The 26389-nt window shown below is 72.4% G+C and carries 11 protein-coding genes; 4 read left to right on the forward strand and 7 right to left on the reverse strand.

Features of this window, described 5'->3' with window-relative positions; translation table 11 throughout:
• The 3 genes from ACH4E8_RS33195 to ACH4E8_RS33205 form a co-directional block, all read right to left on the reverse strand.
• Window positions 1–2283 (reverse strand): type I polyketide synthase (locus ACH4E8_RS33195; protein WP_398455276.1); only part of this gene is annotated, 2283 nt, incomplete at its 3' end.
• A gap of 93 nt (window positions 2284–2376) precedes the next feature.
• A complete protein-coding gene (locus tag ACH4E8_RS33200) occupies window positions 2377–16809 on the reverse strand; it encodes a type I polyketide synthase (protein WP_398455278.1) in 14433 nt (4810 codons plus the stop codon).
• Window positions 16799–17509 carry a hypothetical protein gene (locus ACH4E8_RS33205; protein WP_398455279.1) on the reverse strand — a complete coding sequence of 237 codons (711 nt, stop codon included), beginning with the start codon at window positions 17507–17509 and terminating at the stop codon, window positions 16799–16801. Before ACH4E8_RS33205 ends, ACH4E8_RS33200 begins: the two co-directional genes overlap by 11 nt.
• Window positions 17510–17730: 221 nt before the next feature.
• Here ACH4E8_RS33205 and ACH4E8_RS33210 point away from each other — a divergent pair, with 221 nt between their 5' ends.
• The 4 genes from ACH4E8_RS33210 to ACH4E8_RS33225 are packed head-to-tail and all read left to right on the forward strand — an operon-like array spanning window position 17731 to window position 22362.
• Window positions 17731–18642 (forward strand): putative sugar O-methyltransferase, encoded by a 912-nt coding sequence (locus tag ACH4E8_RS33210; protein ID WP_398455280.1) that lies wholly within the window; start codon window positions 17731–17733, stop codon window positions 18640–18642.
• A 2-nt stretch (window positions 18643–18644) separates the two neighbouring features.
• The gene (locus ACH4E8_RS33215; RefSeq protein ID WP_398455281.1) at window positions 18645–19646 is read left to right on the forward strand and encodes an NAD-dependent epimerase/dehydratase family protein; all 1002 of its coding nucleotides are present in this window, start codon (window positions 18645–18647) and stop codon (window positions 19644–19646) included.
• Complete coding sequence (gene rfbH / locus ACH4E8_RS33220; protein WP_398455283.1) at window positions 19643–20950, forward strand: lipopolysaccharide biosynthesis protein RfbH; 1308 nt, start codon at window positions 19643–19645, stop codon at window positions 20948–20950. Before ACH4E8_RS33215 ends, rfbH begins: the two co-directional genes overlap by 4 nt.
• Entirely contained in the window at window positions 20947–22362 is a 1416-nt protein-coding gene (locus ACH4E8_RS33225) for an NDP-hexose 2,3-dehydratase family protein (RefSeq protein WP_398455285.1), read from the forward strand. Before rfbH ends, ACH4E8_RS33225 begins: the two co-directional genes overlap by 4 nt.
• Before the next feature lie 46 nt (window positions 22363–22408).
• On the opposite strand, the gene ACH4E8_RS33230 is transcribed toward ACH4E8_RS33225, so the two are convergent.
• From ACH4E8_RS33230 to ACH4E8_RS33245, 4 genes are read right to left on the reverse strand one after another with little or no spacing between them, the layout of a single operon-like run.
• Window positions 22409–23419 carry a Gfo/Idh/MocA family protein gene (locus tag ACH4E8_RS33230; RefSeq protein ID WP_398455286.1) on the reverse strand — a complete coding sequence of 337 codons (1011 nt, stop codon included), beginning with the start codon at window positions 23417–23419 and terminating at the stop codon, window positions 22409–22411.
• A complete protein-coding gene (gene rfbB / locus ACH4E8_RS33235; RefSeq protein WP_398455288.1) occupies window positions 23416–24387 on the reverse strand; it encodes a dTDP-glucose 4,6-dehydratase in 972 nt (323 codons plus the stop codon). Before rfbB ends, ACH4E8_RS33230 begins: the two co-directional genes overlap by 4 nt.
• Complete coding sequence (gene rfbA, locus ACH4E8_RS33240; RefSeq protein WP_398455289.1) at window positions 24384–25292, reverse strand: glucose-1-phosphate thymidylyltransferase RfbA; 909 nt, start codon at window positions 25290–25292, stop codon at window positions 24384–24386. The genes rfbB and rfbA overlap by 4 nt, the downstream gene beginning before the upstream one ends.
• A gap of 14 nt (window positions 25293–25306) precedes the next feature.
• Window positions 25307–26173 carry an SAM-dependent methyltransferase gene (locus ACH4E8_RS33245; RefSeq protein WP_398455290.1) on the reverse strand — a complete coding sequence of 289 codons (867 nt, stop codon included), beginning with the start codon at window positions 26171–26173 and terminating at the stop codon, window positions 25307–25309.
• Window positions 26174–26389 lie beyond the last annotated feature (216 nt).

Below are 26389 nucleotides of genomic sequence, written 5' to 3' on the forward strand. Positions count from 1 at the left end.
CCGATGCCCAGCGCCCTCGACCGCCGTGACGGTGTCTGCGACGGCTTGTGGTGGGCCAGAGATGACGGTGGACGACGGCCCGTTCACCGCCGCGATCACCACACAACCACCGGTGGGGAAGAAGCCTTCCGCCTCCGCCGCGCTCAGACCCAGGGACGCCATCGCGCCGCCTCCGGACAGGGCGCGGAGTGCCCGGCTGCGGAGGGCGACGATCCGTGCACCGTCCTCCAACGTGAGTGCTCCCGCGACGCAGGCTGCGGCGATCTCGCCCTGGGAGTGCCCGATGACGGCGGCCGGTTTCACGCCGTGCTCCGCCCACACGGCGGCGAGGGACACCATCACCGCCCACAGCACGGGCTGCACCACATCCACCCGGGCCAGTTCCGCACCGTCACCGCGCAACACACCGGTCAACGACCAGTCCACATGCGGCTTCAACGCCGACTCGCAGGCGGCGATGTGTTCGGCGAAGACGGTTGAGGTGTCGAGGAGTTCGACGCCCATGCCGACCCACTGCGAGCCTTGTCCGGGGAACACCAACACCGGCCCGGTGCTGGTCGTCATGGCGGGCAGGCCGGGGCACACCACCCGATCGTCCGGCACACCGGCCGCCAACGCCCGCACACCAGCCACGAGTTCATCCACGTCCGAGCCGATGACAACGGCCCGATGCTCGAACACCGACCGCTCAGACACCAGCGACCAGCCCACCCCACCCACCGACACCCCACCACCCACCCCCACCGACACCTCCGCCACATGGTCAACCAACGCCGCCGCCTGCCCCCGCAACGCATCCCCACTCCGCCCCGACACCACCCACGGCACCACACCACCCAAACCAGCCACACCAACCCCAACCCCAACCCCAGAACCCCCCTCCACAACAACCGCCCCCAAAACCTCCTCCACAATCACATGCGCATTCGTCCCCGAAATCCCGAAGGCCGAGACACCCGCGCGCCGCGGCCGATCGCCCGACCGCGCCCATTCCCGTGCCTGGTCCAGCAGGCGTACTGCGCCCGAGTCCCAGTCGACGTGTGGCGACGGGGCGTCGATGTGCAGGGACGCGGGCAGCACCCCGTGCCGCATCGCCATCACCATCTTGATGACGCCGGCGACGCCCGCCGCGGCCTGGGTGTGTCCGAGGTTGGACTTCACCGAGCCGAGCCACAGCGGCCGGTCCGCCGGCCGGTCCTGGCCGTACGTCGCCAACACCGCGCGGGCCTCGATCGGGTCACCCAGCGTCGTGCCCGTGCCGTGGCCCTCGACGACGTCCACCTCGGACGCCGACAGCCGGGCGTTGGCCAGCGCCTGCCGGATGACGCGTTCCTGCGCCGGGCCGTTCGGCGCGGTCAGGCCGTTGCTCGCACCGTCCTGGTTGATCGCCGAACCACGAACCACCCCCAACACCCGATGCCCGTGGCGCCGCGCGTCCGACAGCCTCTCCAGGACGACCAGTCCGACGCCCTCGGACCAGCCGGTGCCGTCGGCCGCGGCCGCGAAGGGCTTGCACCGGCCGTCGGCGGCCATGCCCCGCTGCCGGGAGAACTCGATGAAGCCGCCCGCGGTGGCCATCACGGACACCCCGCCGGCCAGCGCGAGCGTGCACTCGTCCTGCCGCAGCGATTGGCAGGCCAGGTGGATGGCGGTGAGCGACGACGAGCACGCCGTGTCGACCGTGACCGCGGGGCCTTCGAGCCCCAGCGCGTAGGCGACGCGGCCGGAGATCACGCTGCCGAGGTTGCCGGTCCCGACGTACCCCTCCACCTCGCTCGTCAGATCGCCGATGACGGACAGGTAGTCGTGGGAGCTGACCCCGGTGAACACCCCCGTCTCGCTGCGGCGCAGGGCCTCCCGCGGCAGCCCGGCCCGTTCGAACGCCTCCCAGGCGCACTCCAGCAGCAGCCGCTGCTGCGGGTCCATCGCGAGCGCCTCGCGCGGGCTGATGTCGAAGAAGGCCGCGTCGAACTGCACCGCGTCCTCGCAGAACCCGCCCTCGACGACGTACGTCTTGCCGTGCTTGTCGGGGTCGGGGTCGTACAGGTCCGCGGCGTCCCAGCCCCGGTCCGACGGGAAGCCGCCGATCGCGTCGCCGCCGTCGGCCACCAGCCGCCACAGGTCCTCCGGGGACCGCACGCCGCCGGGATAGCGGCAGGCCATGCCGACGATCGCGACGGGCTCCGGCTCCGCGGACTCCACCTCCCGCAGCCGCTGACGGGTCTGGCGCAGCTCGGCGGTGACCCACTTCAGATGGTCGAGGAGCTGTTCCTCATTCGGCACGGAAACCCACGCTCCTCCGGCTGACGCGCCGCTTCGGGGACACCCGGTCGGCCTGGTTTACCTGATCCACCCGGTTCGCCTGGTTCACCTGGTTCACGACTTTCCGAACTCCTCGGAGATGAGGTCGAAGATGTCTTCCGCCGTCGCGCCGGCGAGGTCGCGGTGCGCGGCGGAGCGCTCCGGCGCGGCACCGGCCCCGTTCCACTTCGCCAACAGCAGCTCCAGCCGCCGGGTGACCCGGCGCCGTGCGGCCCGGTCCAGCGCGGCGGGCTCGACCGACGCGTCCCACCGCTCCAGACCGGACAGGACGCCGCCCTCGGACGCGTCCTGCGCGTCCGTGCCCAAGTGCTCCCGCAGCACCTCGGCCAATGCGCCGGGCGACGGATGGTCGAACACGAGGGTCGGCGGCAGCGTCAGCCCCGTCGACGCATTGAGGCGGTTGCGCAACTCGACCGCGGTCAACGAGTCGAAGCCGAGCTCCTTGAACGGCTGGTCGGGCGGCACGGCGTCCGGATCGGGGTGGCCGAGCACCGCGGCCACCTGCGCTTGCACGTGACGCAGCAGCAGCGTCCGCCGCTGCTCCGGGGTCCCGGCGTCGAGTTGGCGCAGCAGCGGCGCGCCGTCGTCGGCCGTGCCGTCCCGTCCGTCGTCCGCTCCGCCCGACTGCGGCGGGGCCAGGTCCGACAGCAGGGGGCTGGGCCTGCGGGTGGTGAGCGCGGCGGCGAACTTGTCCCACGCGACGTCCGCGACGGCCAGCGTGGTGTCGCCGTGGTCGAGTGCCAGCGCAAGGGACTTCAGCGCCGGGCCGGGATCGAGCGGCGCGAGACCGCGGCGCCCGAAGTAGGCGACGGCCGACGCGTCCGACGCCATCCCGGCCTCGCCCCAGGGCCCCCAGGCGACGCTGGTGGCTGGCAGGCCGAGGCCGCGGCGGTGTTCGGCGAGCGCGTCGAGATAGGTGTTCGCCGCCGCGTACGAGCCCTGGAGGCCGCTGCCCCAGGCCGCAGCACCGGAGGAGAACAGGACGAAGGCGGTCAGGTCCAGGTCGCGCGTCAGCTCGTGCAGCAGCCGGGCCGCGTGTGCCTTGGGCCGTAGGACAGTCTCGACGTGCGGCAGTTCGAGACCGCCGAACGGCATGTTCTCCGGGACGCCGGACGCGTGGAACACGGCGGTCAGCGGGTGTTGTGCCGGTACGCCGCCGAGCAGGGCGCGCAGCGCGGCCCGCTCGGCGACGTCGCACGCGGCGACGGTCACCCGGGCGCCCCGCGCCTCCAGGTCAGTGGTGAGTTCCGCGGCACCTGGAGCGTCGGGGCCGCCCCGGCTGACCAGCAGCAGGTGCGGTGCGCCCCGGTCCGCCAGCCAGCGGGCGACGTGGCCGCCGATGCTGCCGGTGCCGCCCGTGACGAGGGTGGTACCCGTGGGCCGCCAGCCCGCGCCCGCGTCGTACGGAGCATCAGCACGGCCTGCCGAGCCGTTGGCCGCGGACCCGTTGGCCCTGGAGCCGTTGGCCCCTGACCCGTTGACGCGCGAACCGTTCACGGCGGCGTCGGGCCCGGCGGGCTCGGCCGGCGCACGGCGCAGCCGTCGGGCGTACGTCCCGGAGTCCCGCAGGGCGACCTGGTCCTCCGGTTGGCCGGGCGCGAAGAGCGCCGCGAGCCGGTCGGGCAGGTCATCGCCCGGCGCTTCGGGCAGGTCGACCAGACCGCCCCAGCGCTGCGGCTCCTCCAGCGCCGCCACCCGGCCGAGCCCCCACACCTGCGCCTGGACGGGCCGGGGCAGCGGATCCGCGGGGAAGACGGCGACCGCGCCTTGCGTCAGGCTCCACACCGGCACTTCGACGTGGGCGTCCCCGAGCGCCTGGACCAGCGCCGTGGTGGCCGCGAGGCCCGTCGACACCGACGGATGGTCGGCGTGCGGCGACTGATCGAGACCCATCAGGCTGACGACCCCCGCCAAGGGCTCCTCGGTGTCCGACTCCATCAGCAGCGTCGTCAGCTCCGCCCGGCCCGCGTCCGCAGGCCCCAGCGCACGGACGGCCACGGCGCCGGCGTGCCGCGTCAGCGCTTCTTCGGCTGCCGCCGCGGCCGGATGGTCCTCCGCACCGGCCGGGGTCAGCAGCAGCCACCGTCCGGGCAGGGGCCGCGCAGTGGTGGCTGCCACCGACGCCCACTCCGCCCGGTAGCGCCAGGAGTCCAGCACCGACCGCTCGCGGTGACCGCGCCGCCAGTCCGACAGGATCGGCAGGGCGGGCCGCAGGCTCTCCAGGGCCGCCGCGTCGCCGTCCAGCCGCAGCGTCCTGACGAGCGCGTCGACGTCCCGCTCCTCGATGGCGTGCCACAGCCGGGCCTCCGCCGGATCGGCTGCGCCCGGCACGGGCTCGGCCGCCGTGGGGGGCGCCACCCAGTAGCGCCGGTGCCGGAACGAGTACGTCGGCAACGGCACCGTCCGCGGCGCCGGCTCGACGGGGAACAGCGACGCCCAGTCGACCCCTGCGCCGGCCGCGAAGGCGAGCGCCAGGGACCTCAGCACCTGGCCCCGGTCGCCGCGGTCCCGGTGCAGCGTCGGCACCGCGACCGCGGCGACACCGGCCCGCTCGAAGCCCTCCTGCATCCCCAGCGTCAACACCGGATGGCTGCTGACCTCGATGAACACCCGGTGCCCGGTCTCCAGCAGGGCCTGCACCGCATCCGCGAACCGCACCGGCTCGCGCAGATTGCGCACCCAGTACTCGGTGTCCAACGCGGCAGTGTCCAACAGCCCCGCCGTGACCGTCGAGTAGAACGGCACCTCGCCGTCCACGGGCAGCACACCCGACAGCGCCGACGTCAACTCGTCCGTGATCAGGTCGACCTGCGGGCCGTGCGACGCGTAGTCCACGTCGATGAGCCGAGCCCGCAACCCTTCCTCCGCCGCCCGTGCGACGACCGCCGCGACCTGCTCCGGCGGCCCCGAGACCACCGTCGACGAGGGCCCGTTGACCGCCGCCACACCGACCTGCGGACCCACCTCGGCCAGCAGCTCCGCCACCCGCTCCCGATCGGCGGCCACCGATGCCATCGCCCCGCCGCCGGCCAGTCGCCGAAGCGCCTTGCTGCGCAGCGCGACGATCCGCGCACCGTCCTCCAAGGACAGCGCGCCGGCCACGCAGGCCGCGGCGATCTCCCCCTGGCTGTGGCCGACGACGGCCGCGGGCGTGACGCCGTGGTCGGCCCACACGGCGGCGAGCGACACCATGACGGCCCACAGCACCGGCTGGACCACGTCCACCCGGGCCAACTCGGACCCGTCGCCGCGCAGCACCTCGGTGAGGGACCAGTCCACGTACGGGCCCAACGCCCACTCGCACTCGGCGATCCGCTCCGCGAACACCGGCAGCGAGTCCAGCAACTCGGCGCCCATGCCGACCCACTGCGAACCCTGCCCCGGGAACACCAGCACCGCCCCGACGTCCGTAGCCACCGCCGGCCCGCCGGGGGTCACCACATCGGGGTGCGGCACACCGTCGGCCAGCGCCGCGACCCCCGCCACGAGCGCATCCAGATCGTCGCCGACGACCACCGCGCGGTGCTCGAACGCCGACCGGGTGCTCGCCAGCGACCAGCCCACGTCCAGTGACCGGCCCACGTCCAGCGGAGACGGCACGGAAGGAGCCGTACGGGACGACGGCCCGGAGGACGCCGCCAAGTGCGCGGCGAGCGCCGCGGCCTGACCCCGCAGCGCCTCAGCGCTCCGCCCCGTCAACGGCCACGCGACCGCACCCAACGGCGGCACCCCTGCACCGTCGCCGGGCTCGCCGCCGACCGGCTTTCCTGGCGCCTCCTCCAGCAGCAGATGTGCGTTCGTCCCGCTGATGCCGAACGCCGACACCCCGGCCCGCCGCGGGCGCTCCCCGCGCGGCCACTCCTCGGCCGCGGTCAGGAGCCGCACCCCACCGGACGACCAGTCCACGTGCGGGGTGGGCTCGTCGATGTGCAGCGACGCCGGCAGCACCCCGTGCCGCAGCGCCTCCACCATCTTGATGACGCCCGCGACGCCCGCCGCGGCCTGGGTGTGCCCGATGTTCGACTTCACCGAGCCCAGCAGCAACGGCCGACCGTCGGCCCGCTCCCGCCCGTACGTCGCCAACAGGGCCTGCGCCTCGATCGGGTCGCCCAGGGCCGTACCGGTCCCGTGCGCCTCCACCACGTCCACCTCGGACGCCGACAGCCGGGCGTTGGCCAGCGCCTGCCGGATGACGCGCTCCTGAGACGGGCCGTTCGGCGCGGTCAGGCCGTTGCTCGCACCGTCCTGGTTGATCGCCGAACCACGGATCACCGCCAGCACCTGGTGCCCGTTGGCCTCGGCGTCCGACAGCCGTTCCAACAGCAGCAGGCCCGAGCCCTCGCCCCACGTGAGACCGTCCGCGTCCGCGGCGAACGCCTTGCAGCGCGCGTCCTGCGACATCCCGCGCTGCCGGGAGAACTCCACGAAGGCCCCCGGCGTCGCCATCACCGTCACCCCGCCGGCGAGCGCCATGGAGCACTCGCCCTGGCGCAGCGCCTGCGTCGCCAAATGCGTCGCCACCAGCGAGGACGAGCACGCGGTGTCCACCGTGACCGCCGGGCCCTCAAGTCCGAAGGCGTACGCCACCCGGCCCGAGACCACGCTGCCGATGTTGCCGGTGGCGACGTAGCCCTCCACGTCGCTGGGCGTGATGTTGATCAGCGACAGGTAGTCCTGCGACGTGACTCCGGTGAACACGCCCGTGCTGCTGCCCCGCAGGGCGTCCCGGGTCAGCCCGGCGCTCTCGAACGCCTCCCACGCGCACTCCAGCAGCAGCCGCTGCTGCGGGTCCATCGCCAGCGCCTCCCGCGGCGAGATCCCGAAGAACTCCGCGTCGAAGTGCGGTGCGTCGTGGACGAAGCCGCCCTCCCGGACGTACGTCGTGCCCGGATGGTCGGGGTCGGGGTGATAGACGACGTCCAGGTCCCAGTTGCGGTCCGTGGGCATCGGGGTGATCGCGTCACCACCGGAGACCACCAGATCCCAGAGCTCCCGCGGACCGCTCGCACCCCCCGGATAGCGGCAGGCCATGCCCACGATCGCGATCGGCTCGTCGTGCTGCCCCGGCGCAGCCGCCCGCACCGGCGCACCCGCGGCAGCCGTGCCGTCGCCCAGGAGTGCGTCCCGGATGTGGACCGCGACCGCCTCCGGCGTCGGATGGTCGAAGACCAGCGTCGCATCCAGCCTCAACCCGCTGGCCTCGCTGAGCCGATTGCGCAACTCGACCGCCGTCAGCGAGTCGAACCCCAGTTCCTGGAACGGCTGCCCCGAGGGCACCGCGTCCGCGCCGGAGTGTCCGAGCACGGCCGCCGCCTGCGACTGCACCAGCCGCAGCACGGTGTGGTGCTGCTGCGCCGGCGACGCGTCGGCCAACTGCCGCCGCAGGGGGCCGTCCCCGCCGTTGGTCCCGGGGGCGGCCGCCTCCTGCTCGTCGAGCGCGCCGCGGGCCGGCCGGGCGAGGTCGACCAACAGTGCACTGGGCCGCTGGGTGGTGAAGGCCGAGGGGAACCGCTCCCAGTCGACGTCCGCCACGGTGAGCGTCGCGTCCCTGGCGTCCAGTGCGCCCTGGAGCGAGGCGATCGCCCGACCCGGCTCCAACGGAGCAAGCCCCAGATGACCGAAGTACGCCACGGCGGCGTCGTCGGCGGCCATGCCGACCTCGCCCCAGGGGCCCCAGGCGACGCTGGTGGCGGGTAGGCCGAGTCCGCGGCGGTGTTCGGCGAGCGCGTCGAGGAAGGCGTTGCCCGCCGCGTACGCGCCCTGCTGGCCGCTGCCCCACGTCGCCGCCCCCGAAGAGAACAGCACGAAGGCGCTCAGGTCCAGCTCGCGCGTCAACTCATGGAGATGTGCCGCCCCCAACGTCTTGGCGGCCAACACCTCGCCCAAGCCGTACACGTCCATCTCCGCCAGGCCGCCGATGCCCGCGGTGCCTGCGGTGTGGAAGACGGCGGTGAGGGGGTGTTCGGTGGGGATGTTGGTGATGAGGTCTTTGAGTTGGGTGTGGTCGGCGGTGTCGCAGGAGGTGATGGTGATTTTGGTGCCGCGTTGGGTGAGGTCGTTGACGAGTTCGGTGGTGCCGGGTGCGTCGGGGCCGCTGCGGCTGGCGAGGAGCAGGTGCGGTGCACCGGCGTCCGCCAGCCACCGCGCCACGTGGGCGCCGATGCTCCCCGTCCCACCGGTGATCAGAGTGGTGCCCGCCGGCCGCCAGCCGTCGGCGGACGTGTCCGGCGAACCCGCGCGGCGCAGCCGCCGCCCCAGCGCACCCGAGGCGCGTATGGCGATTTGGTCTTCGGGTTGGTCGGGCGTCAGTAGTGCGGCGATGCGGGTTGGTGTTCGGTCGTCGATGGTGTGGGGGAGGTCGATGAGTCCGCCCCAGCGTTGGGGGTGTTCGAGGGCGGCGACTCGGCCGAGTCCCCATGTCTGGGCTTGTGCGGGGTGGGGGAGTGGTTCGGTGGGGGTGGTGGCGACGGCGCCTTGGGTCACGCACCACAGGGGCGCGGCGATGCCCGCGTCGCTCAGCGCCTGGAGCAGCAGCACCGTACCCATCAACCCCGCCGGGACGGCCCGGTGGTCGGGGTGGGCCGACTCCGCCAGCGCCAGCAGGCTCAATACGCCCGCCGGCGTCTCACCGCCGGTCGTCTCCACGACCACCTGCGTCAACTCTTCAAGCCGCAGGTCGATCGTGTCGACGGACTGTACGACGGCCGTCGCCCCGTGCGCGGCGAGCGCGGCCGACACGGATTCGACGGCCGGCTCCGATTCGTGACCTGCGGGTACGACGACCAGCCAGGTCCCGCTGAGCGCGGGTGCGGCCACCTCCGGGAGGTGCTGCCAACCGACCCGGTAGCGCCAGGCGTCGAGCGAGGCCCGCTGACGACGCTGCCGCCGCCAGGCCGACAGCGTGGGCAGCAACTCGTCCAGCCCCGGCAACTGGTCAGCGGGCGAGCCGAGGGTACGCGTCAGGGCCTCTACGTCCCCTTGCTCCACCGCGTCCCAGAACGGCGAGTCGTCCAGCCCCTGGGACGCCACCGAAGCCGCCTCCGGGGAGGTGGCGGCGAGCCAGTAGCGCTGGTGTTGGAAGGCGTAGGTGGGGAGGTCGATGGTGTGGGGTGTGGTGTCGTGGGTGGTGAACCAGGCGTGCCAGTCGACGCCGACGCCGTGGGTGTGGAGCTGGGCCAGGGCGTGGGCGAGGGCGTCGGCGTCCGCTCGCTTGTGATGCAGAACGGATGCCACGACGGGGTTCAGGTCACCGTCCAGGGTGCGCTGCGTCGCGGTAGCGAGGACCGGATCCGGGCCCAACTCCAGAAAGACGCCGGTGTCGGGGGCGAGGTGGCTCACCGCCGGGGCGAAGTGGACGGGTTGACGGATGTGCCGGGCCCAGTAGGCGGGGGTGGCGATCTCCGGCCCGGCCGGCTCCCCGGAGAGGTTGCTGATCAACGGCAACGACGGCTCATGGAAAGCCAGGGACGCGATCGCCTCCTCGAACTCCTCCAGCATCGGTTCCATGAGCGCCGAGTGGAAGGCATGGCTCACCGTGAGCGCCTTCGTCTTCCGACCCCTACCAGCCCACACCGAGGCGATCGCAGCGACCTGGTCCGTGGGGCCGGAGATGACAGTGCTCGTCGGTGTGTTCAGAGCAGCGATGCTGACACCGTCGTACGCAGCGAGATCGTCGGCGAGCTCATCCGCACCGGCCTCGATCGCCGTCATCGAACCGCCCTGAGGCAGGGCACCCATCAACGTGGCACGAGCCGCAACCAACTGGCACGCATCCCGCAGATCAAACACCCCCGCCACATGAGCAGCAGCAACCTCACCAATCGAATGCCCCACCACCGCATCAGGCCGCACCCCCACCGACTCCAACAACCGCACCAACGCAACATGCAGAGCAAACAAGCCCGCCTGCGCGTAGGTGGTGTGGTCCAGCAACCCTGCTGGCTCACCCTTGAACACCACCCCCCGCACCGAATGCTCCAAGTGCCCGTCCAACTCGGCACACACCTCATCGAACGCCGCCGCGAACACCGGGAACCGGGCATACAACCCCACCCCCATCCCCACCCGCTGCGCACCCTGACCGCTGAACATAAACACCGTCTGTCCTGCAACAGCACTGGCCGCGGTCACCACACCCGGATGCGCCTCACCCGCCGCCAACGCCCGCAACCCCGCCACCAACTCGTCGGCGTCTTCACCCACCACCACCGCACGACGCTCGAACACCGACCGACCCGTCACCAACGACCAGCCGACGTCCCCCGCACGCAGTGGCTCATGCGTCGATACGTGCGCGGCGAGCGCCGCTGCCTGGCCGCGTAGCGCTGCGTCCCCGCGGGCGGAAAGGACCCACGGCACGGTGACTTCCGGGTCGTCCGCGCCGTCCGCGTCAGCGGTCACGGCCGCCACATCGGCGGTGGCCTGTTCGATGATCACGTGTGCGTTGGTGCCGGAGATGCCGAAGGACGACACACCGGCCCGGCGCACACGTCCGTCCTGTGGCCATGCCGTCTGCTCCCGCAGCAGCGCGACCGCGCCCGCCGACCAGTCCACGTGCGGCGACGGCTCGTCAATGTGCAGCGACGCCGGCAGCACCCCGTGCCGCATCGCCATCACCATCTTGATGACGCCAGCGACCCCCGCCGCAGCCTGCGTGTGCCCGATGTTCGACTTCACCGAACCCAACAACAACGGACGCTCAACCGACCGACCCTGCCCGTACGTCGCCAGCAAGGCGTGCGCCTCGATCGGGTCGCCCAACGCCGTACCCGTACCGTGGCCCTCGACCGCGTCGACGTCGCCGGGGGCGAGCCGGGCGTTCGCCAGTGCTTGGGCTATGACCCGCTGCTGCGCGGGCCCGTTGGGCGCGGTCAGCCCGTTGCTGGTGCCGTCCTGGTTCACGGCCGAGCCGCGCAGCACCGCCAGCACCGGATGACCGTTCCGCCGCGCGTCCGACAGCTTCTCCAACAGCAGCAGCCCTGCGCCCTCGCTCCAGCCGGTGCCGTCGGCCGCCGCGGCGAAGGGCTTGCAGCGGCCGTCGGCCGCCAGCCCGCGCTGTCGGGAGAACTCCACGAACGTGGCGGGCGTCGCCATCACCGCCGCACCGCCGGCGAGCGCCATGGAGCACTCGCCCGCTCGCAGCGCCTGCGCCGCCAGGTGCATCGCCACCAGCGACGACGAGCACGCCGTGTCCACCGTCACCGCGGGGCCTTCGAGCCCGAAGACGTACGCGAGCCGGCCGGACATGACGCTCGGCGTCGCCCCGGCGAGCAAGTAGCCCTCCACGTCCGGTGCGCCGGCGCTCCCGCCCGAGCCGTACCCCTGGTACGTACCGCCGGTGAACACGCCGGTGCTGCTGCCGCTCAGCGCGGCACGGTCCAACCCCGCGTGCTCGAAGACCTCCCAGGCGGTCTCCAGCAGCAGGCGCTGCTGCGGGTCCATGGCGAGGGCCTCCCGCGGCGAGATGCCGAAGAAGCCCGCGTCGAAGCCCGCGGCGTCGTACAGGAAGCCGCCTTCCCGTACGTAACTGGTGCCCTGGTGCCCGGGGTCCGGGTGATAGAAGCCGTCCAGGTCCCACCCGCGGTCGGTGGGCATCCCGGCGATGGCGTCCCGGCCCTGCGCCACCAGGTCCCACAGGTCCTCGGGGGAGCGCACGCCGCCGGGGAAGCGGCAGGCCATCGCGACGATCGCGATCGGCTCGTCGCTGGCGCCGACCGGTGCGCGCACCGCGGCCGCGGCGCTCCGGCCGCCGAGTTCGGCCCGCAGGTGCGCGGCGAGGGCCTTCGGCGTCGGATGGTCGAAGACGACGGCGGGCGGGAGGTTCCGCCCGGTGAGCGCCGTGAGGCGATTGCGGAGTTCGACCGCGGTCAGCGAGTCGAAGCCCAGTTCCTGGAAGGGGCGGCCCGGCAGGATCGCAGCCGGGTCCGGATGGCCCAACACGTCCGCGGCCTGGCCCTGGACGTGCCGCAGCAGCACCTGGAGCTGCTCGGCGGGCGAGCCGTCCGCCAGCTCGCGCTGGAGCGGGCCCGTCCCCGGTCCTTCGCTGCCGGCGTCCGACTCGCTTACCCCCGTACCGGCGAGTTCGCCCAGCAGCGGACTGGGACGTTGCGCGGTGAACCCGAGGGGGAACTTCCGCCAGTCCACGTCGGCCACGGTCAGCGTCGTCGCCCCGTCGCTGAGCGCCCGGTGCAGACAGGCCGTCGCCGGGGCCGTGGGGAGCGGCGCCAGCCCGCGCTTCCTGAGGTACGCGAGGGTGTTCGCGTCGGCGGCCATGCCGATCTCGCCCCAGGGGCCCCAGGCGATGCTGGTGGCGGGTAGGCCGAGTCCGCGGCGGTGTTCGGCGAGCGCGTCGAGGTAGGCGTTGCCCGCCGCGTACGCGCCCTGCTGGCCGCTGCCCCACGTCGCGGCGTTCGAGGAGAACAGCACGAAGGCGCTCAGGTCCAGTTCGCGCGTCAACTCGTGCAGATGTGCCGCGCCCAGGGCCTTCGACCGCAGTTGGTGGTCGAGCGCTGCGGCGTCCAACCCGGTGACCGGCCCCACGTCGGCGGTGCCTGCGGTGTGGAAGACGGCGGTGAGGGGGTGTTCGGTGGGGATGTTGGTGATGAGGTCTTTGAGTTGGGTGTGGTCGGCGGTGTCGCAGGAGGTGATGGTGATTTTGGTGCCGCGTTGGGTGAGGTCGTTGACGAGTTCGGTGGTGCCGGGTGCGTCGGGGCCGCTGCGGCTGGCGAGGAGCAGGTGCGGTGCACCGGCGTCCGCCAGCCACCGCGCCAGGTGCATGCCGATGCCACCGGTTCCGCCCGTGATCAGCGTGGTGCCCTCGGGCCGCCACGCATCGGCGGGCGCGACGGTCGCGGCGGGTCGTGCTGGGCGTAGTCGGCGTACCAGCACTCCTGAGGCGCGTATGGCGATTTGGTCTTCGGGTTGGTCGGGTGTCAGTAGTGCGGCGATGCGGGTTGGTGTTCGGTCGTCGATGGTGTGGGGGAGGTCGATGAGTCCGCCCCAGTGTTGGGGGTGTTCGAGGGCGGCGACTCGGCCGAGTCCCCATGTCTGGGCTTGTGCGGGGTGGGGGAGTGGTTCGGTGGGGGTGGTGGCGACGGCGCCTTGGGTCACGCACCACAGGGGCGCGGCGATGCCCGCGTCGCTCAACGCCTGGAGCAGCAGCACCGTACCCATCAACCCCGCCGGCACCGAGGGATGGGCCGAGAGGGAGCGGTCGTCGAGGGCGAGCAGGCTGAGCACCCCGGTGGGTGCGTCCCCATCCGCCGCTGCACACAGGTCGGCGAGGGCCGCACGGTCGACCTCCGTGGGGTCGACGGTCTCGACGCGGACGGCGACGCCGTGCTCCTGAAGGGCCTGGAGCGCCGCCCGTGCTGCCGGATCCGACTCGTGGCCGGTGGGCACGACGACCAGCCAGGTCCCACTGGGCGCGGTCGTGGTCGCGGCCGCGGGGGAGAGCGCTGACCAGGAGATCTCGTAGCGCCAGGAGTCCTGAAGGGCCCGTTCGCGGCGCTGGCGGCGCCAGGCGGACAAGATCGGCAGAGCGGGCCGTAGGACGTCGACCTCCGAACCCCCCTCGCTCAGACGCAGGGTGGCGGTCAGCGCCTCGACGTCGCCGTCTTCGACGGCCTGCCACAGGGCGGACTCGTCGGCGCCCTCGTCCGTACCGCCGCCGTGCCGCGCGGGCGGCGCCAACCAGAACCGCTGGTGCTGGAAGGCGTACGTCGGCAGCGGAACCGCGCGTGGCCGCCCCTCACCCCGGTCGATGAAGGCCGCCCAGTCGACGTCCACACCAAAGGTGTGGATCCGGGCCAGTGCCTGCACGAGCCCGCTGACGTCGGGCCGCTTCCGGGTCAACACCGCGGCGGCCAAGGGCTCCACACCGTCGTCGCGGGCGTCGGCGATCCGCAGGTGCTGGAGCGTGTGTTGGGTGGCGGTGGCGAGGACGGGGTCGGGGCCGAGTTCGAGGAAGACGCCGGTGTCGGGGGCGAGGTGGTTCACCGCGGGGGCGAAGTGGACGGGTTGACGGATGTGCCGGGCCCAGTAGGCGGGGGTGGCGATCTCCGGCCCGGCCGGCTCCCCGGAGAGGTTGCTGATCAACGGCAGCGACGGTTCATGGAAGGTGAGGGACGCGATTGCTTCCTCGAACTCCTCCAGCATCGGTTCCATGAGCGCCGAGTGGAAGGCATGGCTCACCGTGAGCGCCTTCGTCTTCCGACCCCTACCAGCCCACACCGAGGCGATCGCAGCGACCTGGTCCGTGGGGCCGGAGATGACAGTGCTCGTGGGCGTGTTCAGAGCAGCGATGCTGACACCGTCGTACGCAGCGAGATCGTCGGCGAGCTCATCCGCACCGGCCTCGATCGCCGTCATCGAACCGCCCTGGGGCAGGGCACCCATCAACGAAGCACGAGCCGCAACCAACCGACACGCATCCCGCAGATCAAACACCCCCGCCACATGAGCAGCCGCAACCTCACCGATCGAATGCCCCACCACCGCATCAGGCCGAACCCCCACCGACTCCAACAACCGCACCAACGCAACATGCAGAGCAAACAAGCCCGCCTGCGCGTACGTGGTGTGATCCAACAAGCCTGCCGGCTCACCCTCGAACACCACCCCCCGCACCGAATGCTCCAAATGCCCATCCAACTCAGCACACACCTCATCAAACACCGCCGCAAACACCGGGAACCGGGCATACAACCCCACCCCCATCCCCACCCGCTGCGCACCCTGCCCACTAAACAAAAACACCGTCCGACCCACACGCCCCGCAGGCCCCGAACCCGTCACCACGGACGGGTGGGAACGCCCCGCAGCCAACTCCTCAAGCCCCGCCGACAGCGCATAACGGTCAGCCCCCACCACCACGGCCCGGTGCTCGAACACCGACCGCGTGCCCGCCAGCGCCCACCCCACCTCGCGCGCACCGAATTCCGCCCCGGCTTCCGACGTAACGTGCGCCGCCAGTCGCCGCGCCTGGTCACGCAACGCATCCGCAGTGCGCCCGGACAGCACCCAAGGCACGACGGCGTCCCCACCGCCCTCGTCGACTGCCGTGCTGGCATCGGCATCGGCTTCGGCTTCGGCCGGCGGCTCCGGTGCCTCTTCGAGTACGACGTGCGCGTTGGTGCCGGAGATGCCGAACGACGACACCCCCGCCCGCCGCGGGCGGTCCCCGCGCGGCCAGGGCACCTGCTCCGTCAGCAGGTCGATGGCGCCGGAGCCCCAGTCCACCTCGCTGTTGGGCTCGGCGATGTGCAGCGACTCGGGCAGCACCCCGTGCTGCATCGCCAGCACCATCTTGATGACCCCGGCCGCCCCCGCAGCCATCTGCGCGTGCCCGATGTTCGACTTCACCGAGCCGAGCAGCAGCGGCTTCCCCGCCGGCCGGCCCTGACCGTACGTGGCCAACAGCGCCTGCGCCTCGATCGGGTCGCCGAGCGGGGTGCCGGTGCCGTGGGCCTCGACGGCGTCCACGTCGGCCGTCGTCAGCCGGGCGTCCGCCAGCGCCTCGGCGATCACCCGCTGTTGCGCGGGCCCGTTCGGGGCGGTCAGCCCGTTGCTGGTGCCGTCCTGGTTGATCGCGGAGCCGCGGATGACACCGAGCACCCGGTGCCCGTTGCGCCGCGCGTCCGACAGCCGCTCCAACAGCAGGACACCGACGCCTTCCGACATCGTCATGCCGTTGGCGTCGGCCGAGAACGCCTTGGACCGGCCGTCCGGCGCCAGCGCCCCGAGGTCGGCGAAGCCGACGAACGGACCCGACGACGAGATGACGGCGACGCCGCCCGCCAGCGCCATCGACGACTCCGCGCGGCGCAGCGACTGACAGGCCAGGTGCAGCGCGACCAGGGCGGACGAGCAGGCCGTGTCGACCGTGACGGCGGCCCCCTCCAGCCCCAGCAGATAGGCGATCCGACCGGACACCACGCTCGCGGTGTTGCCGACCGTGAAGTACCCGGCGGAGCCGTCGGGCACCTGTGACGGGTCGGCGTAGTAGTCCAGGTGGTCGCAGCCGATGAAGGTCGCGGTGCGGGTGCCGCGCAGCGTCCGCGGGTCGATGCCGGCGTGTTCGACGGCCTCCCACGACGCCTCCAGCGCGAGCCGCTGCTGCGGCGCCATGCCGAGCGCCTCGCGCGGGCTGATGCCGAAGAACGCCGCGTCGAACCCGGCGACGTCGTCCAGGAACCCGCCCTGGTCGGTGTAGCTGGTGCCCGGGTGGTCCGGGTCCGGGTCGTACAGGGCCGCCAGGTCCCAGTTGCGGTCGGTGGGGAAGCCGCGGACGCCGTCCCGGCCGTTCGCGACCAGCTCCCACAGCTCGTCGGGCGAGGTCACGCCGCCGGGGAAGCGGCACGCCATCCCGACGACGGCGATCGGTTCCCGGGCGGCCGCCTCGACGTCCTGCAACCGGCGCTGCGTGGAGCGGAGGTCGGCGGTGACGCGCTTGAGGTAGTCGAGGAGCTTCGCTTCCTCACTCGCCATGGCCGGCCTTCTCCCGCTTGCAGGCGTAGCTGAGCTGGAAGGTGAAGTTGCTGGCGGGGAACGTCAGCGTCTGGACGTCGGTGTAACTCCCGTTGGGACCCGGCGTGATGACGTCGACGACCTGCGCCTCGTGGGCCTTGGCCCGGCCGTCGGCGCTGGGCTTCTCCACCAGGGAGTAGGTGCCCTTGAAGACGTACGCCCCGTCCCGCTTCGGCGGGGACGCGGCGGTGCCCACGCTGCCCCAGTCGTCGTGGAACTGGAGGACGTACTCACCGCTGCCCGGGTTCCAGCCGAAGACCTGGCGGCTGCGGAGGTTGTCGTCGGGGATCGTGGCCAGGGCGTCGTAGTAATGACCGTTCAAGGACCGCTTGGTGGCCATCCGGATGACCTTCTCCTTGCCGCCCGGCGGGGTGTACGTGCAGATGAACGACCCCAGGAGGAAGCTCAGCTCGGCCATCTGCGGCGGGGCCGGCAGTGGTGCCGGGCCCGGCTTGTGGCGCCCCGGGGAGGCCGCGGCCGTCCCCGACGCCGCCTTCGTCCCGGCCGCGCCGCCCTCGTTCTCCCCGGCCGCGGCCAGCGCCGTGCCGGTCACCACCAGCGCGAGCGCGGCACCGACGACGGCCAGGGGGGTGCGCCTCTTCCGCCAGGACGTGCGGTGTGCCTGTCCGGCTCGCTCGTGGCCCGATTCCCGAAAGTTCACGTCCGACTCCATGATCGCCCGCTGACGGTCCAGAGGGCTCACTGTCCGGTCGGCGGCTAAAGAGCGGCTAACCCGGCCCTGATGGCGCGCGGCGACCCCGCCGGACCCGCCCCGGGGACCGAGGCGGGGCGTCCCCTTCCTCTTAGGCCACCTTTAGTGGGTTCGGCGAGGGTGACGGGCGCGAGTGGATCCCACGCGAACGTTCGGAGGAGACAGACGACATGGTGCGCAACCTTCAGGCGAGCCCGCAGTGGGAACGGATCACCGAACACTGGGTCACCGAGGACGTGGCCGCGGACCTCACCGACTTCAAGTCCGACAGCCGCAACTACAACATCGCGCTGTGGAACCCGGAGGCCAACGGCGTCCGCTACCTCAAGACCCTGGTGTACGACTTCGCCGAACGGCTCGACGAGGAGGACTGGGCCCGGCTGCGCCGGATCCGCAACCGGGAGTTCGGCAACCCCCTCTCGGTGCGACTGCACGGCGAGTCCATCTGCCTGGACTACCTCCAGGCCGTACTGGAACTCGGCTTCATCGAACGGCAGCTCACGCTCGACGGCGCCCGCGTCATGGAGATCGGTGCCGGCTACGGCCGCACCTGCCACGCCCTGCTGTCCAACCACGACCTCGCCGAGTACTGCATCGTCGACCTGCCGAACACCATGCAGCTCAGCCGCGCCTACCTGAGCGAAGTGCTGGACGAAGGACAGTTCGCCAAGGTGCGCTTCGTGGCGGTCGACGACATCGACGTCGTCGAACAGGCACCCCCGTACGACCTCTGCGTCAACATCCACTCCTTCACCGAGATGACCCCCGCCACCGTCCGCGAGTACCTCGACCTCATCGCCGAGAAGTGCCGCGCCTTCTACGTGAAGAACCCGGTCGGCAAGTTCCTCGACAAGACCCTCGACGGTCACTTCAAGGGCAGCGAAGCCGTGCAGATGGCGCTGCGGACCGGCCCGCTGCGGAAGGTCATCGACATCTTCGACAGCGAGGCCGTGGCCGCGGTCGTGCCGGAGTACGTCGCCGCGTACACCCCGGGCGACGGCTGGGAGTGCGTCGCCGAGGCCCGCGGCATCCCCTGGAGCTACTTCTGGCAGGCCCTCTACAAGAACGGCGGCGGCCAGTAGCGATGGCGACGGGCACCGTCGTCGTGCTCGGCGGCACCGGATTCCTCGGCCGGCACGCGTGCGCGGCCTTCGCCACCGCGGGCGCCGACGTCGTCGCCGTCTCCCGCCGCCCGGGGCCCGCCCCCGACCGCAGCGGCGGACCCGCCCCCGATACCGCCCGCCGCGTCCCGCTGGACCTGCTCTGCGCCGACACCGCTTCGCTGGCCCGGCTGTGTGCGGGGGCGGACACGGTGGTGAACGCGGCCGGCGCCGTGTGGGGCGGCACCGAACAGGAGATGGCCGACGCCAACACCCACCTGGTGGAACGGCTCGTACGGACCCTGACCGAACTGCCCGGGCGACCGCGGCTCGTGCACCTCGGCAGCGCCTACGAGTACGGGCCTGCCGCGCCGGGTGCCGTCACCGACGAAGACCACCCGGCCGCCCCGAACACGCCCTACGGCCGCACCAAACTCGCCGGCACGCAGGCCGTGCTGCGGGCCGCTACCGAAGGGGACATCGACGCCGTCGTGCTGCGGATCTCCATGGCCTGCGGGCCCGGCGCGCCCCCGAGCAGCCTCCCCGGAACCGTCGCCGCGCACCTCGCCGCGGGCCGCGCCGAAATCCGCCTCGCCCCGCTGCACGCCCACCGCGACCCGGTCGACGTCCGGGACGTCGCCGCCGCCGCGGTGGCCGCCGCCAGCGCCCCCGCGGGCGGACCCGCCACCGGCCGGGTGATCAACGTCGGCAGCGGACGGGCCGTGCCCGTGCGCGAGCTCGTCGACCTCCTGATCGCGCTCGGCGGCCGGCCCCTGCGCGTCGTGGAGGAAGCGGCCGCACGGGGGACCCGCTCGGACGCGCCCTGGCTGTGCCTGGACGTCGCCCGCGCCCGTCGGCTCCTCCGCTGGACGCCGCGCCGCTCCCTGGAGGAGTCGCTCGCCGACTTCCTCACCGCCGCCGGAGCCACCCCGAACCGGCCGCGCCCCACCCGACAGCCCCACCCGCACAGGGAAGGAAGGACATGACGGAACGGGTCGCGCGGATCCTCGACGAGGTCCGCAAGCACCACCAGGACACCCAGGCCGCACGGAGCGGCTTCGTGCCCGGCGTCACCGAGATCTGGCCCTCCGGCGCCGTCCTCGACGAGGACGACCGCGCCGCGCTCGTCGAAGCCGCCCTGGACATGCGGATCGCCGCGGGCCGCTCCTCGCGCGAGTTCGAGCGGACCTTCGCCCGCACCCTCAAGCTCCGCAAGGCCCACCTCACCAACTCGGGCTCGTCGGCGAACCTGCTGGCCGTCTCGGCGCTCACCTCCCACCTGCTCGGCGAGCAGCGGCTGAAGCCGGGGGACGAGGTCGTCACCGTCGCCGCGGGCTTCCCCACCACCGTCAACCCGATCCTGCAGAACGGGCTGACCCCCGTCTTCGTCGACGTGGACCTGCGCACCTACAACGCCACCGCGGAGCGCATCGCAGCCGCCGTCGGACCGCGCACCAGGGCCGTCATCATGGCGCACACCCTCGGCAACCCCTTCCAGGCCGCGGAGGTCGCACAACTCTGCGACGAGCGCGGCCTGATGCTCATCGAGGACAACTGCGACGCCGTCGGCTCCACCTACGACGGACGGCTCACCGGCACCTTCGGCGACCTCGCCACCGTCAGCTTCTACCCGGCGCACCACCTGACCATGGGGGAGGGCGGCTGCGTGCTCACCTCGAACCTGGTGCTCGCCCGGATCGTGGAGTCCCTGCGGGACTGGGGGCGCGACTGCTGGTGCGAACCGGGCGAGAACGACACCTGCCGCAAGCGGTTCGGCTACCAGATGGGCACCCTGCCCGCCGGCTACGACCACAAGTACATCTTCTCCCACGTCGGATACAACCTGAAGGGCACTGACCTGCAGGCCGCCCTCGGCCTCAGCCAACTCGCCAAGCTCGACGAGTTCTGCGCGGTGCGGCGGCGCAACTGGCGCCGGCTGCGCGAGGGCCTGGACGGGCTGCCCGGGCTGATCCTCCCCGAGCCCACCCCGCGCAGCGACCCCAGTTGGTTCGGGTTCGCCATCACCGTCGACCCCGAAGGGCCATACGGACGGGCGGAGTTGATGAACTTCCTGGAGTCCCGGAAGATCGGCACCCGCCGGCTGTTCGCCGGGAACCTCACCCGCCACCCCGCCTACCAAGGCCGTGCCCACCGGGTCGTCGGCTCCCTCGCCAACAGCGACGTCATCACCGAGCAGACCTTCTGGATCGGCGTCTACCCCGGCCTCAGCGACGAGATGATCGACTACGTGGTGGCCACCGTCACCGAGTTCGTCGGGGCCCACCGGTGACCGCCACCGCCCGGACCACCGCCGGACCCCCGCTCAGGCCCCGCGAGGACGCGGACCTGGCGACCCGCATCGCCCGCTCGGCAGCGGCCCGGCCCCGCCGCGGCAGCGGTCCGGGCGGCGTCGACGACGTCCACGGCTGGCTCGACGAACGCCGCGCGGCCACCCGCTTCGCCGTCGACCGCGTCCCCTTCCGCGAACTCGACGCCTGGTCCTTCGCCGAGGACACCGGGAACCTGGTGCACCGCAGCGGCCGGTTCTTCACCGTCGAAGGGCTGCACGTGCGCCGGCAGACCGACGACGACCCCTGGACGCAGTGGCACCAGCCGGTCCTGGTGCAGCCCGAGGTCGGCATCCTCGGCATCCTCGCCAAGGAGATCGACGGGGTGCTGCACTTCCTGATGCAGGCCAAGATGGAGCCGGGCAACCCCAACCTGCTCCAGCTCTCGCCGACCGTGCAGGCCACCCGTTCCAACTACTCCAAGGTCCACCGCGGCGCGGCCGTGCGCCACCTGGAGTACTTCGTCGAACCCGGCCGGGGCCGGGTGCTGTCCGACGTGCTCCAGTCCGAACACGGCTCCTGGTTCCTGCACAAGCGCAACCGCAACATGATCGTCGAAGTGGCGGACGACGTGCCGCCGCACGACGACTTCCGCTGGCTGACCCTCGGCCAACTCGCCGCGCTGCTGCACCAGGACAACGTGGTCAACATGGACGCCAGGTCCGTGCTGGCCGGGCTGCCGGGCCCGCGCCGCACGCACGCCCTGCACCCCGACACCGCCGTCCTGTCCTGGCTCGCCAGGGAACGCGCCCGGCACACCGTGCGCGCCGACCGCACCCCGCTGGCCACCGTGCCCGGCTGGATCCACGGCGACCGCGCCGTGCACCGCGCCGACGGACGGTACTTCGCCGTCGTCGCCGTGGCCGTGCAGGCCGGCAACCGCGAAGTGGCCCAGTGGACGCAACCCCTGTTCGCGCCGTGCGGCGAGGGCGTCGTCGCCTTCCTCACCCGCACCTTCGACGGAGTGCCCCACGTGCTGGCCGCCGCCCGCCCCGAAGGGGGCCTCCTCGACACCGCCGAGGTCGGCCCCACCGTGCAGTGCACCCCCGGCAACCACGCCCACCTGCCGCCCGCGCAGCGACCGCCCTTCCTCGACCTGGTGCTCGACCCGGACCCGGGTCGGGTGCGCTACGACGTCCGACACTCGGAGGAAGGCGGCCGGTTCCTCGACTCCGTCAGCCGCTACCTGGTCGTCGACGCCGACGAGGGCCAGGCCCCGCGGCAAGCACCCCCCGGCTTCCAGTGGCTGTCCCACGCGCAACTCTGCGACCTCGCCCGCTACGGACACCACGTCAGCGTCCAGGCCCGGACCCTGCTCACCTGCCTCAACGCCATGGCAGCGGGAAGCCCGTGACCGCGCGGCGGCCACGGGCCCGGATCGTTGCAGGAGGCGGTGCCCGTCACACCGTGACCCGCACCGCCGCCTCCTCGATCGCGGCCACCAGCTCCGCCTGCCGTACGCTCGCCGCCGCCAGGCCCTGCGCGTCACCGCCCGAGCGCACCGCCGCCACGAACAGCGCGACGACGGCCGCGAACTGGTCAACCGCCGCCACCGTGAACTCCTCCCGGTGGTCCTGCCGCTCCACGCACACCACCGGCCGGTACGACGGCGGCGGGGTGAACACCCGGTCGACCGTCAGCCGCCCCTCGCTCCCGGCGAACTCGTACGCATTCCGGTAGGAGTGCTCCATCCCGAAGAACAGGTCCGCCGTCACGCCCTGCGCGGAGGCCAACAGCACCCGGCCCGCGACGACCGCGCCCGTCCGCCCGTGCTCGCGCAGCACCGCGCCCACCACCTCAAGGTCGGGGCCGCAGAACTCCAGCGCCGCCCGCACCGGATAGATCCCGATGTCCAGCAGCGCCCCGCCGCCCACCTTCGGCAGGTGCCGGACGTTGGACGCCGGCAGCACCGGGATCGTGAACGTCGCGCCGAAGCCCCGCAACCGCCCGATCGCCCCGCGCGCCAGCCGGTCCCTCACGTCCGCGTGCAGCGCGTGGTGCGGAAACGCCACGTTCTCCACCAGCGCCAACCCCCGGGCGGACGCCGACTCCACCAGGCGCGCCGTCTCGGCCGCACTGCCCGTCAGCGGCTTCTCCGCCAGCACGTGCTTGCCCGCCCGCAGCGCCCGCTCCACCCATTCGGCGTGCAGCATCGCCGGCAGCGGCACGTACACAGCGTCCACGTCCCGCGCCGCGAGCAGCGCCTCGTACCCCTCGATCGGACGACCGCCGAAGCGGTCCGTGAAGCGCCGGGCCCTGGCCCGCTCCCGGCTGGCGACCGCCACCACCTCGACGTCGGGCGCGGCGGTGAGCACGGGCAGCATCCGCCGCCAGGCGATGTCGGCGCAGCCCAGCACCCCGAAGCGGACCGGCGCCCCGAAGACCGGCGCGCCCTGCGGTGCGGCGCTCACGCGGCCACCTGCCGCGACTCCCACCAGGTCCGGTTGGCCCGGTACCAGTCGACCGTCGAGGCCAGGCCGTCGTCGAAGTCGACGACCGGCCGGTAGCCGAGTTCGCGGCGCAGCTTGCCGCCGTCGATCGCGTACCGCCGGTCGTGCCCCTTGCGGTCGGTCACGAAGTCCACGCTGTCCCACTCCCTTCCACACGCCGCCAGCAGCCGTTCCGTCAAGTCGCGGTTGGTCAGCTCGACGCCGCCGTCCACGTTGTACACCTCGCCGGCCCGCCCCCCGGTCCGCACCAGCTCCACGGCCCGGCAGTGGTCCGTCACGTGCAGCCAGTCACGCACGTTCAACCCGTCGCCGTACAGCGGCACCCGGCCGCCGTCCAGCAGCCGGGTGACGAACAGCGGAACGACCTTCTCCGGGAACTGCCGCGGCCCGTAGTTGTTGCTGCACCGCGTCACCCGCACGTCCAGCCCGTGCGTACGGAAGTACGCCAGCGCGATCAGGTCGGACGACGCCTTCGAAGCCGCGTAGGGGGAGTTCGGGTCGAGCGGGTCCTCCTCCGTGGACGCGCCGCTGACCACGGACCCGTAGACCTCGTCCGTCGACACGTGCACGAACCGCTCCACGCCGTGCCGCAGCGCCGCGTCCAGCAGGGTCTGGGTGCCCAGCGCGTTGGTGCGCACGAACGCCCCGGGGTCGGCGATCGACCGGTCCACGTGCGACTCGGCCGCGAAGTGCACCACCTGCCCGATCCCCGCCATCAAGGCGTTCACCAACTCCGCGTCGCACACGTCGCCCTCGACGAACCGCAGCCGCGGATCCGTCAGGTCCAGGTTCTGCCGCGAGCCGGCGTACGTGAGCTTGTCCAGGACCGTCACGCGCGTCACCCCGATGCCCGGCAGCTCGCTCGCCAGCAGCATCCGCACGTACGTCGAGCCGATGAAGCCGGCCGCGCCGGTCACCAGAAGGTTCACGCTTCCTCCAGCATCTTCGCCAGCGCCCGCTCCGGCAGGTAGGCGCGGGCCCGGTCCATCACGTAGCGGCCGTAGGGGGAGTGGCCGAGCGCCGCCCCCAGCTCGTAGCACTCCTCGACGCCGATGAACCCCATGATCAGGGCGATCTCCTCCAGGCAGGCGATCCGCATGCCCTGGTGGCGCTGGACGTGACGGACGAACTCGCCCGCCTCAAGGAGCGTCTCGTGCGTGCCGGTGTCCAGCCACGTCACCCCGCGGCCCAGCCACACCAGCCGGGCCCGGCCCTGCTCCAGGTAGGTCCGGAGCACGTCGGTGACCTCCAGCTCGCCCCGGTCCGAAGGCCGGACCCCGCGGGCGACGTCCACCACCTGCTCGTCGAAGAAGTACAGCCCCGGCACCGCCAGGTTCGACTTGGGCTTCTCCGGCTTCTCCTCGATCGACACCAGGCGCCCCTCCTGGTCGATCTCGGCCACGCCGTACCGCTCGGGGTCGGCGACCTGGTGGCCGAAGAGCACGCAGCCGTCCAGCCGTTGCACGCTGCGGCGCAGCAGCGACGGCAGGTCCGCGCCGTGGAACAGGTTGTCGCCCAGCACCAGGGCGCAGGGTTCGCCGCCGATGTGCTCGGCGCCGACGAGGAAGGCGTCAGCGATGCCCCGGGGCTCGTCCTGCACCGCGTACGAGATCGACATCCCGAGCGCTTCGCCGTCGCCCAGCAGCCGGCGGAAGGCCGCCAGCTCCCCCGGGCGGGTGATGATGAGGACGTCCCGGATCCCGGTGAACATCAGGATCGACAGCGGGTAGTAGATCATCGGCTTGTCGTAGACGGGCGCCAGTTGTTTGGAGCTGACGAGGGTCAGGGGCTGGAGCCGGGTCCCGCTGCCGCCGGCGAGGATGATGCCCTTCATGACGCGTCCGTCGCCTAGCGCGGGCCGGCGTCGGCCGACGCCGGCTTCCGGGCGACCGCGATGAGGCAGCCGACCTGCGGGGGCGCACCGAAACCGGCGCTCTGGGACGCCTGGGGGTGCGCGGGCTTCATCGCGTCCAGCACCTCTTCGACGGTCATGCCGTGCTCCCGCTCGAAGTCCTTGCGGCACCGCAGGATGCCGTCGAGCACCCGGGTGAAGGTGAACTTGGTGTGCTCGGTGACGTCCGTCAGCTCGACCGGTTCCAGACCGGCGTCGGCGAGCAGGCGCGGGTACTCCTCCAGCGTCGCCATCGAGGCGACGTCGCCGACCGTGTCACCGGGCCGCCGGGCGGCCCCGTCCAGGGGGAAGGTGTCGGTGAGGACGATGCGGCCGCCGGGCTTGAGGACCCGCTTCCACTCCCGCAACGCCCGCGGACGATCCATGTGCACGATCGACTCGAACGCCAACACCGCATCGAACGACCCGTCCTCGTACCCCGTATCCATCGCGTCCCGCAACGCGAACCGCACCCGCCCCGACAACCCCGCACGCTCCGCCAACTCCACCGCCTGATCCACCTGCTGCTGACTAATCGTCACCCCCCACACCTCAGCACCCGTCAACGACGCCACCCGCACCGCAGGACTACCGATCCCACACCCCGCATCCAACACACGGCACCCGGCTTCGACACCCAGCCGATCCGTCAACACATCCGTGAACCGATCCGTCGCCTCCTGCGGCGAACTCCGATCCGACACACCCTCCCAATAGCCGAAGTGGAGGTTGTCGCCCCACGCCATCCGCAACAGCGGACCCAACGCGCTGTAGTAGTCGGTCACCTGGTCGCTGGTCGGCAGCGGAGTTGACGGGGACGTCATCGCGTTCCTCCAAATGGGCGCTGGACTGCGCGCGGCATGACGCACCTGTCTAGCCAGCCCCCGTTAGGGCCCCCCGAAGCCGCGGCAACGGATCGCTAAAGTCCCAGGTCGCGGCCGGTCCTCTCGCCCCCGCTGCGCGTCTTGTGCCCGATCGGCGTCGAGCTCGTGCTCTCCGCCGCGTTCTTAGCGGCGTTTTGACGCGTCGTCCGGCTTGTG

Source organism: Streptomyces sp. NPDC017979 (assembly GCF_044328175.1).
In the GTDB taxonomy this organism is placed as follows: Bacteria; Actinomycetota; Actinomycetes; order Streptomycetales; family Streptomycetaceae; genus Streptomyces.